Annotated in this window: 16 protein-coding genes; 5 read left to right on the forward strand and 11 right to left on the reverse strand. The window is 65.7% G+C overall.

Annotation, left to right across the window (positions count from 1 at the left end; genetic code table 11):
- Positions 1-206: 206 nt before the first annotated feature.
- Together motA and BTO02_RS11550 are read left to right on the forward strand one after the other, a co-directional pair.
- On the forward strand, positions 207-1,076 hold the full coding sequence (motA, locus tag BTO02_RS11545; protein WP_075157156.1) for a flagellar motor stator protein MotA: 870 nt from the start codon (positions 207-209) through the stop codon (positions 1,074-1,076).
- Between the two features lie 87 nt (positions 1,077-1,163).
- Positions 1,164-3,281 (forward strand): putative bifunctional diguanylate cyclase/phosphodiesterase, encoded by a 2,118-nt coding sequence (locus BTO02_RS11550; RefSeq protein WP_075157157.1) that lies wholly within the window; start codon positions 1,164-1,166, stop codon positions 3,279-3,281.
- 56 nt (positions 3,282-3,337) lie between these two features.
- Here the strand turns inward: BTO02_RS11550 and BTO02_RS11555 are convergent, their stop codons facing one another.
- The 8 genes from BTO02_RS11555 to BTO02_RS11590 form a co-directional block, all read right to left on the reverse strand.
- Positions 3,338-3,634 (reverse strand): hypothetical protein, encoded by a 297-nt coding sequence (locus BTO02_RS11555; RefSeq protein ID WP_075157158.1) that lies wholly within the window; start codon positions 3,632-3,634, stop codon positions 3,338-3,340.
- Positions 3,631-4,005: a phage holin family protein gene (locus BTO02_RS11560; protein ID WP_075157159.1), complete on the reverse strand. Its 375-nt coding sequence runs from the start codon at positions 4,003-4,005 to the stop codon at positions 3,631-3,633. Before BTO02_RS11560 ends, BTO02_RS11555 begins: the two co-directional genes overlap by 4 nt.
- A gap of 88 nt (positions 4,006-4,093) precedes the next feature.
- Positions 4,094-4,363 (reverse strand): CsbD family protein, encoded by a 270-nt coding sequence (locus BTO02_RS11565; protein WP_075158794.1) that lies wholly within the window; start codon positions 4,361-4,363, stop codon positions 4,094-4,096.
- A 284-nt stretch (positions 4,364-4,647) separates the two neighbouring features.
- Positions 4,648-4,935, reverse strand: coding sequence for a DUF4148 domain-containing protein (locus tag BTO02_RS11570; protein ID WP_075157160.1), 288 nt, complete (start codon positions 4,933-4,935; stop codon positions 4,648-4,650).
- A gap of 127 nt (positions 4,936-5,062) precedes the next feature.
- Complete coding sequence (locus BTO02_RS11575; protein ID WP_083615088.1) at positions 5,063-5,857, reverse strand: DUF2894 domain-containing protein; 795 nt, start codon at positions 5,855-5,857, stop codon at positions 5,063-5,065.
- Positions 5,858-5,891: 34 nt separating this feature from the next.
- Positions 5,892-6,536: an OmpA family protein gene (locus BTO02_RS11580; RefSeq protein ID WP_075157161.1), complete on the reverse strand. Its 645-nt coding sequence runs from the start codon at positions 6,534-6,536 to the stop codon at positions 5,892-5,894.
- Entirely contained in the window at positions 6,533-8,818 is a 2,286-nt protein-coding gene (locus tag BTO02_RS11585; protein WP_075157162.1) for a DUF802 domain-containing protein, read from the reverse strand. The genes BTO02_RS11580 and BTO02_RS11585 overlap by 4 nt, the downstream gene beginning before the upstream one ends.
- Before the next feature lie 46 nt (positions 8,819-8,864).
- A complete protein-coding gene (locus tag BTO02_RS11590) occupies positions 8,865-9,755 on the reverse strand; it encodes a DUF3348 family protein (protein ID WP_232243337.1) in 891 nt (296 codons plus the stop codon).
- A 182-nt stretch (positions 9,756-9,937) separates the two neighbouring features.
- Between BTO02_RS11590 and BTO02_RS11595 the strand changes: the two genes are divergently transcribed.
- Together BTO02_RS11595 and BTO02_RS11600 are read left to right on the forward strand one after the other, a co-directional pair.
- Positions 9,938-10,852 (forward strand): cytochrome c oxidase assembly protein, encoded by a 915-nt coding sequence (locus BTO02_RS11595; RefSeq protein WP_075157163.1) that lies wholly within the window; start codon positions 9,938-9,940, stop codon positions 10,850-10,852.
- The gene (locus BTO02_RS11600) at positions 10,845-11,738 is read left to right on the forward strand and encodes an alpha/beta hydrolase (RefSeq protein WP_075157164.1); all 894 of its coding nucleotides are present in this window, start codon (positions 10,845-10,847) and stop codon (positions 11,736-11,738) included. Before BTO02_RS11595 ends, BTO02_RS11600 begins: the two co-directional genes overlap by 8 nt.
- An 84-nt stretch (positions 11,739-11,822) precedes the next feature.
- Here BTO02_RS11600 and BTO02_RS11605 read toward each other — a convergent pair whose 3' ends face one another.
- The 3 genes from BTO02_RS11605 to BTO02_RS11620 form a co-directional block, all read right to left on the reverse strand.
- Positions 11,823-12,704: an AraC family transcriptional regulator gene (locus tag BTO02_RS11605; RefSeq protein ID WP_083615235.1), complete on the reverse strand. Its 882-nt coding sequence runs from the start codon at positions 12,702-12,704 to the stop codon at positions 11,823-11,825.
- A gap of 101 nt (positions 12,705-12,805) precedes the next feature.
- Positions 12,806-13,255, reverse strand: coding sequence for a DUF2000 domain-containing protein (locus BTO02_RS11610; RefSeq protein WP_075157165.1), 450 nt, complete (start codon positions 13,253-13,255; stop codon positions 12,806-12,808).
- A 424-nt stretch (positions 13,256-13,679) separates the two neighbouring features.
- Entirely contained in the window at positions 13,680-14,078 is a 399-nt protein-coding gene (locus BTO02_RS11620) for a hypothetical protein (protein WP_075157167.1), read from the reverse strand.
- A gap of 370 nt (positions 14,079-14,448) precedes the next feature.
- Here BTO02_RS11620 and BTO02_RS11625 point away from each other — a divergent pair, with 370 nt between their 5' ends.
- Complete coding sequence (locus BTO02_RS11625; RefSeq protein ID WP_075157168.1) at positions 14,449-16,071, forward strand: class I adenylate-forming enzyme family protein; 1,623 nt, start codon at positions 14,449-14,451, stop codon at positions 16,069-16,071.
- The last annotated feature ends 39 nt before the right edge of the window (positions 16,072-16,110 follow it).

Consider the following 16,110-nt stretch of genomic DNA (forward strand, 5'->3'; position numbering starts at 1 on the left):
CGAATGAATAGCGCCCCTTAAAAATTCCGTAAGATTTCGCGTCGTTTTCTTCTGACGAAAGCGCTTCGCTTTCTTCTGCTGCGCGATTAAAGGGACAGAAAATGATGCGAAAAAAGTGAATCAAATACCCTTCAGTCGGGGAGTCACATTCCGTTAACAAAGTTAGTGATGCAGATATCACCGGATCGCCTGTCTGGAGAAAACAGATGTTCGTTGCAATTGGCTGGATCGTCGTAGTCGGCTCCGTGATCGGGAGCTTCGTGGGAGTGGGCGGGCATCTGCCGGCGCTGATACAGCCGTTCGAGCTGCTCTGTATATTCGGCGCGGCGATCGGCGCGTTCGTGGTCGGCAACCCGGTCACGACACTCGTGAAAACCCTGAAGAGTCTGCCGTCGTGCTTCAAAGGCGGCCGCTATACGAAGGCGCAGTATCTCGAACTGATCGCACTGCTCTACGAGCTGCTGCAGAAAGCGCGTAAGGAGGGAATGATGGCGCTCGAGGCCGACGTCGACGCGCCCGGGCAAAGCCCGCTTTTCCAGAAGTATTCGCACGTGCTCGAAGACCATCACCTGCTCGTCTTTATCGTCGACTATCTGCGCATGATGTCGGGCGGCAACATTAACGTGCTCGAAATGCAGGATCTGATGGACGAAGAGCTCGACACGCATCATGCGGAGTCGTCGCTCGCGGCCAATGCGATCCAGAAAATGGCCGATGGCCTGCCCGCGTTCGGCATCGTCGCGGCCGTGATGGGCGTCGTACACACGATGGGCTCGGTCGGCGCACCGCCGGCCGTGCTCGGTGAAATGATCGCGGCCGCGCTCGTCGGAACGTTTCTCGGCATCCTGCTCGCGTACGGCTTCATCGGTCCGCTCGCCGATCTGCTCCACGCAAAGGCGCGCGCGCAGGCCAAGCCGTTCCAGTGCGTCAAAGCAGTGCTGCTCGCGTCGCTGAACGGCTACGCACCGCCGATTGCCGTGGAGTTCGGTAGAAAAGTGCTGTTCACGACGGACCGGCCGAGCTTCCAGGAACTCGACGACGCGGTGCGCGCAACGAAAATGCCGAAATCGGCCTGAGCCGACGCCGCCCTGTTTTCAACTGCTGCATCGAGTGACGCTTTCCAGCGCTGACCTGCGGTAGAAACCGCATGCCCGACATCTGCCATGAAGCTGTTCAGAACTTCGATCCGCGCGCGGCTCACACTCCTCGTTTGCGCGCTATGCGGTCTTCTGATCTTTCTCGCCGTCGTTTCGGCGCTGATCCTGACGGTCGTCGACGGGATCACCGAGGAGATCGACAACAAATGGCTGGCGGCCACGCAAACGATCGACGAGCTCGGCGACAGCCTCGAGGAATTCAGAGTAGCCGAAGGATATCGCGCGCTCGCGCATAGTGCCGATATGCGCCTGCGCGCCGAGGCGCTCGCGGCCGGACACCGGCATGCGATTCTCGCTCATCTGTCGCATTACGCGGCACTGATGCGCAACGACGGCGACACCGACATCGTGCCGCTGCGCAACGCGCTTACGCGCTATTTCGCCGCGCACGATGCGTGGATCTCAGCCGACGTCGATGGCGAGATCGACGCGCCCGCCGGCATGAACGGCGCGCTGCAGGCGCGCTATCAGGATGCCGAAGCGCTCTCGGATCGCCTGATCGAAGCGAACCGCGTGACGTCGCATGCGCGGGCGGCCTCGGTGGACCGGCTCGTCGACAATGCGATCGGCGTGCTCGTGATCACCGTTGTCGCGGCAATCCTGCTTGCGATATGGCTCGTCGCGCGCGTGCATATCGACATCGCATTCCCGCTCGGCACGATCACCCGTTCGCTTTCGAGGCTCGCCGCGGGCGATCGAAACGTGCGCATGCCGGCACTCGATCGCAACGACGAGATCGGCGAAATGGCCAACGCGTTCGATGTGTTCCGCGCCAATGCCCAGGCCCTCGAAGCAGCACACTGCGCACTGACGGCAGCCGAGACGCACGCCCAGCGGCTCGCGCGGCACGACCCGCTGACCGGGCTGCCGAACCGGCGCGTGCTCGCCGCGGAGTTGCAGAAGGCGGTCGACCATGTCGCGCACGCGCCGCAAGCTTACCTTGTGCTCGTGATCGACCTCGACCGCTTCAAGCCGGTCAACGACCTGCAAGGCCACGCCGCCGGCGACTTCGTACTGTGCGAGATCGCGCGCCGGCTCGAGGACGTGGTCCGCAAAGGCGATACGATCGCGCGCCTCGGCGGCGACGAATTCGCGATCGTCGCGCAAGCCGATCCACTCGCCTACGCGGACGCGGCCATGCAGCTCGCCAACCGCCTGCTCGCGGCGATCCGCAAGCCGGTGTTCATTGCGGACAGCCAACTGTATGTGGAAGTCGGCGCGAGCATCGGCATTGCCGCACTACCGAACGACGGCCGCGATCCGGAGACGCTGCTGCGCGCCGCCGATATCGCGATGTACCGCGCGAAGCGCGAGGGCAAGGGCACAAGCCGCTTCTTCGAAGAGAGCATGGATCGCGAGCTTCGCGAACAGGCGCTGCTCGAGATCGACCTCAGGCGCGCCCTCTTCGACGGCCAGATCCACCCGCATTACCAGCCGCTCGTCGATATGCAGAGCGGCGCGCTGTACGGCTTCGAGATTCTCGCTCGCTGGCATCATCCGGTGCGCGGCGATGTCGCACCCGATGTGTTCGTGCCGATCGCCGAAAATCTCGGCCTGATTTCCGAGCTCACCGCGGCGATGTTGCGCCGCGCATGCCGCGATGCAAGCGCATGGCCGGACACCGCGATCAGGCTATCGCTGAACATCTCGCCGACGCAGCTGAACGACCGGTGCCTGCCCGCGCAGCTGCTGCCCATTCTGGCCGAAGAACGATTTGCGCCGTCGCGGCTCGAGCTCGAAATTACCGAGACTGCGCTGGCCGGCGACATCAAGATCGCCAAAACGATACTGACGGACTTTCAGCGTGCCGGCATCAAGGTTTCGCTCGACGATTTCGGTACCGGCTACTCGAGCCTCTACCACCTGCGCGAACTGAAGTTCGACAAGGTGAAGATCGACAAATCGTTCGTGCTGTCGATGCAGCGCGATAACGAGAGCGAGAAGATCGTCGATGCGATTCTGAGCCTCGCACACAGCCTCGGCATGCCGGCCGTTGCCGAAGGCATCGAGACGCGCGAGGCGTTGCACCGGTTGCGCGCCAAAGGCTGCGAATACGGGCAGGGATACCATTTCGGCAAGGCGATGAGCGCGCGTGACGTGGCCACGCTGCTGTGCGAAGCGTAGTACCAACGAGATACGCACTTGCTACCCGAGCGGTCGCTACCCGTTGCCAGGCGGCGCTATCGACCCGCCATGCGCCGCACCGTCTTCGCGATCCATCCGATCAGCCCATTGCGCACCACCACGGTCGCGATGCGCCGCGGACCAAGCACGAGCGCGCCGGCCAGAACCGCCGCAACGAGTGTCACATGCGGCGCGCTGAGCGCAAGCGCGCGCGCATTCGAAACCGTAAAAACGGGCTGGCGACGCGCTTCGGCGAGCTTCGCCGCATCGCGCGCGGCGAGCAGTTCGGCGCGCGATTGCGCCATGCGCGCGCGCAAGGCGATTTGCGACGCATCGTCGTGGATGGTCGTCATTTGAGTGCCTCCCTGACGGTGTTCAGATCGCTGCGAATTTCTTCCTGCAACGCGTCGAGCGACCACACGGGCCGCTGCAGGCGAAACACGACGAGCGCGCAGATAGACAGCACAAGCCACGCGCCGGCGACTGCCCACACGACGTGAATAGAATAAGGCGTGGCCCAGAACGTGGCGATAATCGCAATACAGACGAACGACAGCGTGAACAGCCCCGCCACCGCGAGCGCGACCAGCGCAATCACTTCGCGCATGAGCCGCGTGCGCATTCGCGACGCCTCGATCGACAGCAGTTCGCTGTAATCGCCGAGACGCTCGACGCAAAAGCGGCTCACATTACCCCACTGCGTCACTCTGGAATGGATCGACATGGCCGTGCTCCATCACTGCGTGAACTGCTGCTGCACCGCGCGATCGCAGACGCCCGTGCGCGTGCGATCGACGCGGTGCGCCGCGCCGTCAGCGATCCGGGTCGCCGCGGTTCCATGACCACAGCACGCCAAGCGCGAAACCCGCCGCGGCTGCGATTGCCAGTGTCGCCATCGGCTTTTCGACCATCGAATCGCGCGCGACCTCCACCGCGTCCGCATACAGCTGCTGCGACTTACCGCACAATGCTTTAGCCTTGCCCGACAGTTGTTCGCCCGCGTCGCCGATCACGTTGCCGACCGTCTCCTGCACGTTGCCGACCGCTTCGCGGACGACGCCTTCAGCCTTCGTCGTTTCCATCAGTGCTCTCCTCGTCGTGGGTAGCCGGTATTCGACCGCGCGAAAGAGCGCGCGGAAAACGGGGGTTGCTTCACCGGCATGCATGCCGCGCAAGTTCTGCGCCACGGCGAAAACGCACGATTTCACCGGCGGAACACGCGTACTTTGTAAGGCTTACGTGTGCCGCATGCACAAGCAACCGGTGCGCGGCTTCGCGAACAGGCCAACAATCCGACGGAAGAGTTCAGGCATTCAAGCGCGGGCGAAAGCCCTGCTCCATGCACGGCCGCATGGACACGCGACGGTCATGGGCGATAAGGAGCCGCCGGCGCGGCGCCGCCTGCCGGCGAACCGCCACCGTCGTGCGGCGGCGCGGCGCCCTGCTGCGCGGCAATGCGAGCGAGGGCCGCCTGGATGTTGTCGGGGTAGTTCGTGTTGTCGCCCCAGCCCGGGCGATAGCCGGCCTGCTCGACCTGAATCAGTTCATGCAAGACCTCGGCGCGCGTCAGGCCGTGGCCGGATTGCGCCGGCACCGCCAATGGCCACGCGAGCAGTATGGCAATGGCGCCTGATAAAACGATCGACGATTTCATCGCACACCTCCGGCGGATCGATACCGTTCTCGACGTTCAGAAGATCGCGCAAATTCCGCGCTTGTGCAAACAGCGGGCGTTAGCCCTTTCCGGCTCGACGCTGGTGCGCCCGCCCGCTGCGGCGCCTTCAGTTGGACTTCGACTTGCGCCTCGCCACCGGCTTCGCGCCTTTTGCGTGCCTGCTGCCCGGCGCGCTTTCCGCACGCGGTTCCTCGGCGGCGCCTGCGCTCCCGCCGCCGACGAGCTCGCCAAGCGCCGACAGCGTTTGCGCATACGACAGAAACTGTTGCAGGTATTCGGGCGACAACTCGTTCATCAGCGACAGCGCACGATGCATGAGGCGGTTCGAATTGAGCGGACCGGCGTTACCGGGCACCTGCGCGAGCGACTGGCGCAACTGCCGGCCCGCACTGAGCTTCGACCACATCGCTTGAAAATACAGCAGCGAGTCGGAAAGCGCATCGGCGCGATCGGGGCGTCCGTTCAGGGAAGCGGTCAAAGCTGCAAGCGAGGTGTCGCGATGCGTGTCGGCGTGGCCCGATCGCGCTGTTGGCTCTGCTTGCGCCTTGGGTTCCGAATTGAGTTCTGGTTGTGCCGCTTGTGCCGCTTGTGCCGCTTGTGCCGCGTGTTCCGACGCTTCCCCTTGCGCTTCGACGCCTTCGCGCCGGCTCCCGACCTCGTCCGCGTAAGCCGCGACCAGCGCCGCAAGCCGTGCGTCGAGCAATCGCCGCCATGCACCGCCTGCCGACGGCGACAGCTTCGCGATGCGCCGCGCAAGCGCATCGAGCGACGCAAAGCGCAGCGGGTCGACGCGATCGTCGCCCGCGGCGCGCCATCGGTCGAGCATCGCCTGCGCGTCGACACAGGCTGCATCGTTCGACACAGTAAGAGGCAGCGGCGCGGTGTCGCGAACGTCACTCATGGCACGTTACCCGTTTGCAGGTCACGCATCGGCATCATTGCGGCTTGCCGTTGCTCGCCGCCTGGCGCGGCACCGGCGCGATCTCGACGCGGCGGTTCTTCGCGCGGCCCTCGGCATCCGCATTCGAACCGACCGGCTGCTCGGAGCCGAACGCCGCCGCGAATACCGATTTCGCCGGCACGCCGTCGTCGATCAGTGCCCGCGTCACCGTCAATGCGCGCTGCGCCGACAGTTCCCAGTTGTCGGCGAAACGGCGATTGCCCGCACGCACCTGCTGATCGTCTGCAAAGCCGCTCACCATCAGGATCTCGTCGTTCAGATGCAGATACGCGGCGAGCGGCACGGCGAGCGACTTCAGCAACTCGCGCCCCTGCGGCTGCAACTGGTCCGAGTTCAGCGCGAACAGCAGATTGCCGCTGATGCCGATGCGCCCGTTCACGAGCGTCACGCGTCCCGCCGCGAGCGGCGCCGAAAGCGCCTGTTCGAGCGCCTCGCGCCGTTGCGCGTCGGCCTTGTGCTGCTGCACCTCCTTTTCGAGCCGGCTCGACAGTTCGAACTGCACGCCGATCACGCTGACGAGAATCAGCACGAACGCGCCGACGAGCACCGACATCAGATCGCCGAACGCGGCCCAGATCGGCGCGCCCGGCTCGACGCCGACATCGATCTCCTCGCTCATGACGCGCGCGCTCCGGCCAGATGCTGCAGGTCTTCCATGATCTGCTTCTGCGACATCACGCTCAGATCGATGACTTCGCGCGCCTGCGCGACGTAGTACGCGAGCTGTTCGTCGCTGCGCGCAAGCGACTTGTCGAGCGCACGCTCGATGCGCTCGAGATGCGTCATGAGCTTGCCGTTCGCTTCGCTGAACGACGCGACGGCCGTGCCGAACGCATCGCCCATGCTCGCCATTTCGATCGCGCTGGTCGCGACCTGCGCGGCGGCGATATCGAGCTTGTGCGCCTCGGTTTCCACCGTGCCCGAGAACTGCTCGCCGACACGCTCGAGCAGCGTCGCCGAGCTCGACACGAGCCCGTCGATGGCCGCGCGCTGTTCGGTCGACGCGTGATTGACTGCGTCGAGCAGCGTCTCGAGCGTTTGCAGCAGACGCGTGCGTTCCTCGAGCATCGCCGTGTCGCGCACCATGCTTTCCGACAGGCTCTTGCGCAACTCCCCGATCACATCGGCGGCGGCCTTCGGTGCTTCCGACGCCGCGCTCACGAGCCGCGCGATCTCGTCGAGCGTGCCGCGCGCCTGCGCCTGCGCGCGCTCGGCGATCTCGCGCGCGGTGGCGGCCAGCGTGTCGCAGATCTGCTGCTGGCGCGCCGCGTGCTGCGTGCCGGCCTCGGCCCATTCGCGCGACAGCGCCGAGGCCGTCTCGTCGAGCGAGGCCGCCCACGCGGCAAGGCGCTTTTCGTCGGCGGCGACGAACTGCGCCTGCAATGCGGCATGCGAGGCATCGACACGTTCGACGAGCGACGCCGTATGCGACTCGATCCGCTCTGCGGCGGCACCGGTTGCCGTCTCGAAGGTCGCAGCGGCCGCGCTCATGGCCGCTTCCTGACGCGTGGCGAGCGCATCGTGCGTTCGCGCGTGCTGCGCGAGCGCATCGCTCCAGCTCTGCAAAGCCGCGGCCGTCGCCGCTTCATGACGTGTCGCCAGCGCGTCGTGCGTTTGCACGTGCTGCGCGAGCGCGTCGCTCCAGCTCTGCGAAACCGCCTTCATCGCGGCTTCGTGACGTACGGCGAGGCCGTCGTGCGTTTGCGCGTGCTGCGCGAGTGCGCCGCTCCAGCTCTGCGAAAGACTTGCCGCCGACGCGGCGAGTTGCGAGGCGACATCGTCGAGCAGTTTCGCAGTGCGTGTATCGGCGTTCGCGGCGAAGCGTTCGAGCGTCGCGCTCATGCGCTCGGCAAGCGCATCGTTCGAGGCGCGTTGCGCGTCGAGCGCGCCGGTCCATGTGCCGGCAACGTGCTCGGCGGTCGAGGCAAAGCCGCGCGACAGGCCTTCCATCTGCTGCTGCGTGGCTTGCGCCACACGTTCGTGCAGCGCCGTCGTGTCGCGCGCGAGGCTCGCAAGCGTCGTCTCGACGACGGGCTCGATCGCCGCGCCGACTGCGCGCGCATGCTCGCCGACACTCTGCCGCAGCGACTGCTCGACCGAGTTCGCAAGCCGCGCATACACCAGCTCGGTCTTGGCATGAAACTGCTGCTGGCTCGCCAGTTGCCGCTCGCTGGTGGCGGCGCTGTGCTGTTCGAGCGCGCCCATCAGCGTGTGCAGACCGTCGAGCAGCGCCGGCATCGCCTCGGCCTGGCGCTGCATGAGCCGGAACGTTTCCTCGCGTTGATGCGCGGGCGAAAACACGCGCAGCACGGTCGCGATCTTCGCGTCGAGCTGCTGCGCGGCCTTGATGCGCTCGCGGCGGCATAGCGCCGACAGCAGGCCCAGCATGGCCGACGTGGCCACGCCCGCGATCGACGTGCCGAACGCGAAACCGAGGCCGCGCACCGGTGCCGCAAGCGACGCTCGCACCGCTTGCAGATCGGTTGCGGAGTCGAGCGCGGCGCCGGTGCCGCGCAAGGTCGCGGCCATGCCGAGCAATGTGCCGAGCATGCCGAGCAGCACGAGCAGGCCGACCAGATACGGGGTCAGCGCCGGGCCCGGCAGACCCGCGCGCTCGCCTTCGACGCGCAGCCGCACCGCGCCGCGCAAACTCGGATGCAGACGCTCGAGCCACGCGCCGAGATGCGGCGGCGTCGCGTCGAGTTCGGCGACGGCTGCGATCAAGGTGTCCGTGGCCTGCTGATAGCGATATAGCTCGAGCGCGCCCGTGACGTAGCACGCGCCGATCAGCAGCGCGACGACGAGCGCGAGCGGATTCGTGGCCGCATAGCGGATGGCGACCCACAGCACGGCGGCAAGGCCGACCACGAAGACGGCGAGATGGATCCGGTATCTGAACATGGTGCTCCGAAAGTGTCCGTCGAAGGTGTCTGCGAAGGTGTCTGCATCAGCTGGCGCGAAGCGCGGCGAGCAGCCCTTCGACCGGTTGGAAACGAACGTCGAGCTCCGCGAGCAGCACTGCGCGCATGTCCGCGCGGAACGTGTCGAGCCAGGACGCGCTGGCGGCCTGTGTTGCGGCCTGTGTTGCGGCCTGTGTTGCGGCCTGTGTTGCGGCCAGCTGCTCCGCATGAGCCGTGTCGCGCAGCCGCTTGAAATACGTTTCGAGCAGCGCCGGCACAGCCGCGAGCACGCCGCGCTCGCGTGCGCCGAGCGCGCGCTCCATCGTCGCATCGACAAGCGCGAGGCGCGCGTGGCGTTCGCTGCGCGTGGCCAGCATCGTGCGCAGCCGGCCGCGCAATTCGCCGATGGCGTGTTCCATCGACTGCTGCTGCGTGTGATAAACCTGACGAAACCAGGCGAAGTCGACGGCCTCGGCATCGGCCCGAGCGCGTGATTCGAGGTCTGCCCGAGGCTGCACCTGCACGGGCAACCGCCCCCGCAGGTGCGTCGTAACGCCGCGCCCGGGCGTCGCTGGGCCTGCGCGCCATGCATTCGAACCGCCGCGCCCCGCGTCGTGCGCATCGATCGTCGATTCGATCGATTCGATCGCCTCGGTCAGCGTGGCGCGCGTGCGCGCGCACAACGCCGCCTCGAGCGTCGCCACCGTCGCGTCGCCGTCCGGGCCCGGTGCGGCAACGACGGGCCCGGGCGCGGACGCGGATGCGGGCGCGGCGGCGTCGAGCGCGCTGGACAGCGCAATGGCGTCCGTCCAGCCAAGCCATTGGCTAAGCCGGTCGAGCAACGAGACATCGGAAGCGGGGACGCCGGTCTGCGTCATACGTGCCAGCACGCGGACGAGCGGCGCGCCGCCGTAGGGCATGCGCTGCGGAAGCTGCACGATTTCCTCGCGCAAAAAACCGCATAGTTTACACGGCGGCGGCCGCGAGCCGGTCGATTCGTGACCGACGACGCGCAGAACGCGAAGGAACTTCGCATTCGCGCTTCGTTGCCTCCTGCTACCATCGACCTCACGCCGCGCAAATGCGTGCGTTCCTTTCTATTCTTTCTGTGCCTTCCGCCATGTCCCTGCTGAGCCTGTTCGATCCCTGGGAGCCTTCGCTCAGCCTTGTCGTCGTGATCGCAGCGGCTGCAATCCTGTTCGCACGCGGCGCGCGCCGCATCCGTGTAAGCGTCGTGCGCCAGGCGGCATTCTGGCTTGGCCTCGCGCTGTTCTATGTCGCGCTGCACACGCGGCTCGATTACTACGCCGAGCATCAGTTCTTCGTGCATCGACTGCAGCACCTCGTGCTGCATCACCTCGCGCCGCTGATCATGATGGCCGCTTATCCGTGCGGCGTGCTGCGCGCCGGACTGCCGCTGCGCTGGCGCGCCGCGCTGCGACGCTGGCAGCGCACGCGGCCGGCGCGCATCGCCGCGGCAATCCTGTTGAACCCGACCTTCATTTCAGTCGCGTTCGTCGTGTCGGTCGTATTCTGGCTGATTCCGTCGGTCCAGTTCGTGGCCATGCTCGACTGGCGCCTCTACCGCTTGATGAACTGGTCGGTGGCGGTGAGCGGTCTGCTGTACTGGTGGATGCTGCTCGATCATCGGCCGTCTCCACCGAGCCGTACGCGCCCGGGCTTGCGCGTGCTGTCGCCCGTGATCACGATGACGCCGCAAATTCTGGTCGGTGCGATCATTACGTTTTCGTCGCAGGACCTCTATCCGATCTTCACGTTGTGCGGCCGCGCCTTCACGTCGCTGCCGGCTTCGCTCGACCAGAGTCTCGGCGGTCTCATCATGTGGGTGCCCGCGGGCGTACTCGAAGCGATCGGCGCGATGATGGCGCTGCGCAATCTGATGCGTCTGTCGGCATCGCCGCGCGCCGCCGCGGCCCGATCCGCGAGGCCGCGCGGCGGGCGCCGTGCCGCGCCGCCCGCCGCGCCCGCGGCGGCCCAACCAGGCGCTTCCTCTTCGGGACAGCATCATGCTTAAGCACATCGCCACGAACCTGCTCGACATCGCCTACGAGGAACAGGGCGACGCCGATGGATGGCCGGCCATCCTGCTGCATGGCTTTCCGTACGACATTCATGCGTACGATGAAGTGACGCCGCGCCTCGTCGCGCAGGGCGCGCGCGTGATCGTGCCGTATCTGCGCGGCTACGGTCCGACGCGTTTTCTTTCGCCGGCCACCATGCGCTCGGGCGAGCAGGCCGCGCTCGGCGCGGATCTGCTCGCGCTGCTCGACGCGCTGCGCATCGAAAACGCCGTGCTCGGCGGATACGATTGGGGCGGCCGCGCCGCCTGCGTCGTGGCTGCGCTGTATCCGTCACGCGTGCGCGGGCTCGTTTCGGTCAACGGCTACAACATCCAGAATATCGCGACGGCGATGCAGCCGGACACGCCCGACAAGGAACATCGGCTGTGGTACCAGTACTATTTCCACAGCGAGCGCGGCCGCGCCGGACTGACGCAACACCGGGCCGACTTCTGCCGGCTTCTCTGGTCGCTGTGGTCGCCGACCTGGCGCTTCGACGACGCCACTTACACGCGCAGCGCAGTCGCCTTCGACAATCCCGATTTCGTCGAGGTCGTCATCCATTCTTATCGGCATCGTTACGGACTCGTGGACGGCGATCCGCAATTCTCGGAGATCGAGCGCCGCCTTGCGGCCTCGCCGGCGATTACGGTGCCTGCGGTCACGCTCGACGGAGACGCCGACGGCGTGAGGCCGTTGGGCGGCAGGGAAGCGGGCTTGAAACGCTTCACCGGGCGCCATGAGAACCGCATCGTGCCGCGCGTCGGACATAACCTGCCGCAGGAGGCGCCCGCAGCGTTCGCGGCTGCGGTTCTCGACGTCAATGGCTGGGCTGGCTGAGGTTCGGTTTGGGGCCAGGCGAACCGTCATGGGCTCCTGCGGGCTCACCTCGCGGGCTCAACTTCCGGAGCTAACCTCGCCGGGCTAGCCTGTTAGCGCGATCTGAAACGATTTGGGCGTGACGCCCGTGTATTGCTTGAATACGCGCGTGAAATGCGCCTGATCCGCGTAGCCGGCCTCCCGTGCAACCAGTGCGATCGCGGCACCCTGCTTCAACCTTTTCTGCGCGTAGCGTATGCGTGCCTGCTGCTGGTACGCGTGCGGGCTCAGACCCGCGCTGCGAATGAAGGCACGCAGCAGCACGAAGGGCGTCAATGCGTGATCGGCGGCCAGCGAAGCGAGCGTGAATCTGCCGGCAAGATCCGACTGCAGTTGCTCCTTCACCGAACGGATGACGCGCGGTTCGACGCGCGGCGACGGCAGCGCCGTACGATGCGCCGCATGAACCGAAAGCATATGGCCGATCGCGAACGCAAGCGTTTCGCTGCGCTTGAACGGATCGTCGTTGACTTCCGAGCACCAGTTCACGCCGTAGACCGATTGCGCAAGCGGCGCGTCGCGAATCACCGCCGCGCGCACGTCGAGTCTCGAACGCACGGGCAAGCCGATCGATCCCGTGTAGGCCGCGAGATCGTCGGGCAAAAAATAGGCGACGCGCATTTTCCAGCTTCCCGATTCGCCCGCATGCGCCGCATGCATCGTGTCCGCATCGAGCGCGACGATATCGCCGCGCCGCAACGTATCGACATGCCCGGCGATATCGACGACCACGCTGCCGCTCGTGATCAGCACGAGACAGTGCGTATCGTGCGCATGCGGCGGGTAGCGGTGCCCGACGAACTCGCCTTTGAGCATCACCGCGTCGAGCACGTCGGGCGCGCGCCATAACTTAACGGCCGTCGCCCTGCTGGGCGCGGCGGCGGGCCGCTTCGCTCGCGCGTGCGGCGCCGATCGGGAATCCGACATCGAACGTTCCGGTTTCAAAGCATGACTGTCGTTCAATGATAGGCAAAAGCCCGCTTCGAGGTTCGGCGGCGCGTTCTCCTGCTGGAGCAAGCGAAGCGCGCCTATTGCATCAGTTCCAGGTCGCTGACGAGCTTTCTGACCGCCTTGTTGTCGCCGACGATGCCGACGCCCAGATAGGCAAGCTCGCGCGTATCCACGGCTCTAACCGCATCCCTGAACGCCGCGTAGTCTTTCGTTTGCTGGCCCTGCACCGGGAAGCCGACGATGTCGAAGTCTTTCTCGAGTGCGTCGGCCCTGAGCTTCGACAATTGCCCAACCGATGTTTTCAGCACCGAGATTCCCACGGGAATCAGCCCCGGATGATGTACGTCCTGCGCATCGACGAGCGGCGCGCCCACCAGATACGGATGCCGCTCGCCGAGCGTCAGCGCGATGACCGCCGCGGCGTTGCACGCTTTACCGGCCGGCAGCGCATCGTCGATAACGATTACGCAGCGCGGCGCCGCGACCTTCTGAATGGTTGTGTGAGGATGATCTGCTGGCAATTTCAATCGATGCTCCGCGTTTGTGGCGCAACCTCCGTTGCACTCCCGATCGCAATGTCTACAGAACAGATGATACAAACGTCGATCGAGCCTGTATTGAACGATTTTGCAGCGCTCGCCAAGCATCCGCGCGGCCTGGGCGCGATGGCGCACGCGCAATTGCAAGCGCGCCTATGATCTGGCATGCGCCTCCATCGCGTCGCAGCGCGTCGATTTGCGCGCGTGCCGGTGCGATCTGCCCAACGCCGAGATTTATGTGCTCGATGCGGGACATTTCGCGCTCGACGAAAAGGCCGGACAATGCGCCGAGCTGATCGACCGGTTCGTGCAGAAGGTGACGGCGGACAGGCGTTCATGACAAAAGCGCTGCACGGGCCGTACCATACCGGCCGCCCCGTGCAGCCACGCTGTAACCGTTATTCGCGCATGATCAGAGCGCGACGTCGTTCGCCCCGTGCTTATGCGACGACGACGTATCCGACTGCGTACCCGACTGCATACCCGCCTGCAGCCCCTGCTGCTGCATCTGGATCAACTGCATCGACGGGTCCTGCATCTGGTCGCGCTGCGCCTGCATTTCCTTCTTCATCAGTTCGCGGATTTTCACTTCGATTTTCTCGCGCTCCGCCGGCGTCATCTGCGCGAGTTGCTGCGGCGTGATGCCCAGTTGCGCGAGGATCGAATTGAACAGGCCTTGCCCGGGGTTGCTGCCCGTATAGGCGTTCAATTGTGACAGCAGGTCCTGAAACGACGACCCCTCGTTGCGCTCCGGCGCGCCGAGCGGCGCAGGGATGCTGCCCGGCACGGCGGCGTTGTCGCTAATCTGCATGACGGTGACTCTCCTTCGAGCGGTTGCTCGCGTAGATATTCGGAACACAGGCAAATCGGAGCACGTCTTCGAGCACGCTCCATCGTCAAGCATACGGCCGGCAGCCCGACCCGAAAGCGTCGAGAAAGCGACGGAACTGGCCATATTTTTACCGATTGCCTGAATCTTGCGCACCGACGTCGCGCAATGCGTATCCGGCATCGCGGCCGTAACCGGTATTCGCAACATAGCCCGGTAAGTTCGAACCGGACCGGCGACATATTTCTCGTGCTCCAACGAATATTTGGCCAGCGACAAGCGTTCATGTGACAAAGCCCTCGTTCGATTCGTGCCGAGGCCGAACGCATTGCACCGTTTAAGAGGTCCGCACATGAACGCCATCTCGCTGGCCGCGACTGCGCGCGAAGCTGCCGCTGTGCCCACGCTGATTGCTTCGCTGCTCGAGAACGCCGTGAAGCATCCCGACGCGCCTGCGATCGTCGACGGCGATCTCACGCTTGCGTACGAACCGTTCGTCGACGCCGCACAAACACTTGCCGCGCGTTTCGCCGAACTCGGCGTGAACCGGGGCGACCGCGTCGTGTTGCATCTCGGCCATTCGCATCAGGCGATGATCGCCTGCTATGCCGCGCTGCTGCTCGGCGCGATCACCGTGCCGCTCAACGTCCATCTGAAGGCGCACGAACTCGCGAGGCTGACGCGCAGGCTACGGCCGGCGCTCTATATCGGCCATCTGGCCCGGCACGAGACGATGAGCGAGGTGCCGCCCGATCTGCTGCCCATCGACCGGCGTTTCTACGTCGATCGTGCATACGTCGATATGCCGCGCGCGGCCGACTCGGCATCGGCGGATGGGCACGATCGTGCGGGCCGCAGCTGGGACGCGTTGATGGAAAGCGCACGCAGCACGCGAGCCTTGCCGCAGCCCGATCCAGACGCCATCGCGATGCTGCTCTGCACGTCGGGCACGACGGGCGAGCCGAAGCTCGTCGCGCATACGCAGCGCTCGATCGCGTACGGCGTCGAATCCCTCAAAGAGGCCGGTTTTGGCGGCAGCTCGCTGCCGCTCGCACCGACGCCGCTGTTTCATATGCCGGGCCTGTTCCGTCTTTGTGCGACCTTGACGCTCGCCCAGTGCATGGTGCTGCCGCCGTGCGTCGATTTCGACGGCGCGGCCTATCTCGACGCAATCGAGCGGCACCACTGCACGACCGTTGGACTGAGCCCGTACGGCGCCGCCGAGATGATCCGGGCGCAATCGATCCGCGCTCGCGCAACCGCTTCGTTGCGCGGCTGCATGGTGATGGGCGATGCCTGTTCAATCGAGCTGCAGCAGCGTTTCGAGGCATGCTTCGGCGTCCCGCTCGTGGTCGGCTATGGCATGACCGAAGCGCCGCTGTGCGTCGTGATCGGCCGCTCGCCGCGCACGGTGCGCGCGCGGCCGGGAACCGCGCGCATCGTCGATCGCAACGGCGACGATGTGCCGGTCGGCTCGCCCGGAGAACTGATTCTCGATGTGCCGACGCTATGCGACGGCTACTGGATCTCGCCGGGTGTGCTCGACGCTGTGCGCGACGCGCACGGCTGGTACCACACGGGCGACCTCATGCGCGCGGACGAGCACGGCGACCTCAGCTATGTGGCGCGGATCAAGGAGATCATCGTGCGCGACGGCGAAAACATCGCGCCCGCGGAGATCGAGCAGACGCTGCTCGCGCATCCGGACGCCGACGACGCCGCCGTGGTCGGCGTGCCTGACGGCGTACTCGGCGAACGCATCGTCGGTTTCGTCAAACTCGCCGCGCATGCGGCCGGCACCTCGCCGCACGACGTTCGCGCATGGATGGCGACGCGGCTTGCCGAGCACAAACTGCCCGAAGTCGTGTTGCCGGTCGAGCGCATTCCGCGCACGCCGTTCGGCAAGGCCGACCGCCGCGTGCTGCGCGAACTCGCGCGCGACAAACTGGGACTGCACGGCGCACGCAACGCCTAGGCTTTGCGCACGGTGCGCCGCTGCCATCGGCGCAGCGGC

The organism is Paraburkholderia sp. SOS3 (assembly GCF_001922345.1).
Taxonomy (GTDB): domain Bacteria; phylum Pseudomonadota; class Gammaproteobacteria; order Burkholderiales; family Burkholderiaceae; genus Paraburkholderia.

What these genes read in the sequence shown, in the direction of transcription:
- BTO02_RS11625 (WP_075157168.1), top strand. Translation starts at nt 14,449, where the DNA reads ATGAACGCCATCTCGCTGGCCGCGACTGCGCGCGAAGCTGCCGCTGTG.
- BTO02_RS11555 (WP_075157158.1), bottom strand. Translation starts at nt 3,634, where the DNA reads ATGACGACCATCCACGACGATGCGTCGCAAATCGCCTTGCGCGCGCGC.
- BTO02_RS11560 (WP_075157159.1), bottom strand. Translation starts at nt 4,005, where the DNA reads ATGTCGATCCATTCCAGAGTGACGCAGTGGGGTAATGTGAGCCGCTTT.
- BTO02_RS11620 (WP_075157167.1), bottom strand. Translation starts at nt 14,078, where the DNA reads ATGCAGATTAGCGACAACGCCGCCGTGCCGGGCAGCATCCCTGCGCCG.
- BTO02_RS11550 (WP_075157157.1), top strand. Translation starts at nt 1,164, where the DNA reads ATGAAGCTGTTCAGAACTTCGATCCGCGCGCGGCTCACACTCCTCGTT.
- BTO02_RS11605 (WP_083615235.1), bottom strand. Translation starts at nt 12,704, where the DNA reads ATGTCGGATTCCCGATCGGCGCCGCACGCGCGAGCGAAGCGGCCCGCC.
- BTO02_RS11600 (WP_075157164.1), top strand. Translation starts at nt 10,845, where the DNA reads ATGCTTAAGCACATCGCCACGAACCTGCTCGACATCGCCTACGAGGAA.
- BTO02_RS11585 (WP_075157162.1), bottom strand. Translation starts at nt 8,818, where the DNA reads ATGTTCAGATACCGGATCCATCTCGCCGTCTTCGTGGTCGGCCTTGCC.
- BTO02_RS11580 (WP_075157161.1), bottom strand. Translation starts at nt 6,536, where the DNA reads ATGAGCGAGGAGATCGATGTCGGCGTCGAGCCGGGCGCGCCGATCTGG.
- BTO02_RS11575 (WP_083615088.1), bottom strand. Translation starts at nt 5,857, where the DNA reads ATGAGTGACGTTCGCGACACCGCGCCGCTGCCTCTTACTGTGTCGAAC.
- BTO02_RS11570 (WP_075157160.1), bottom strand. Translation starts at nt 4,935, where the DNA reads ATGAAATCGTCGATCGTTTTATCAGGCGCCATTGCCATACTGCTCGCG.
- BTO02_RS11595 (WP_075157163.1), top strand. Translation starts at nt 9,938, where the DNA reads ATGTCCCTGCTGAGCCTGTTCGATCCCTGGGAGCCTTCGCTCAGCCTT.
- motA (WP_075157156.1), top strand. Translation starts at nt 207, where the DNA reads ATGTTCGTTGCAATTGGCTGGATCGTCGTAGTCGGCTCCGTGATCGGG.
- BTO02_RS11565 (WP_075158794.1), bottom strand. Translation starts at nt 4,363, where the DNA reads ATGGAAACGACGAAGGCTGAAGGCGTCGTCCGCGAAGCGGTCGGCAAC.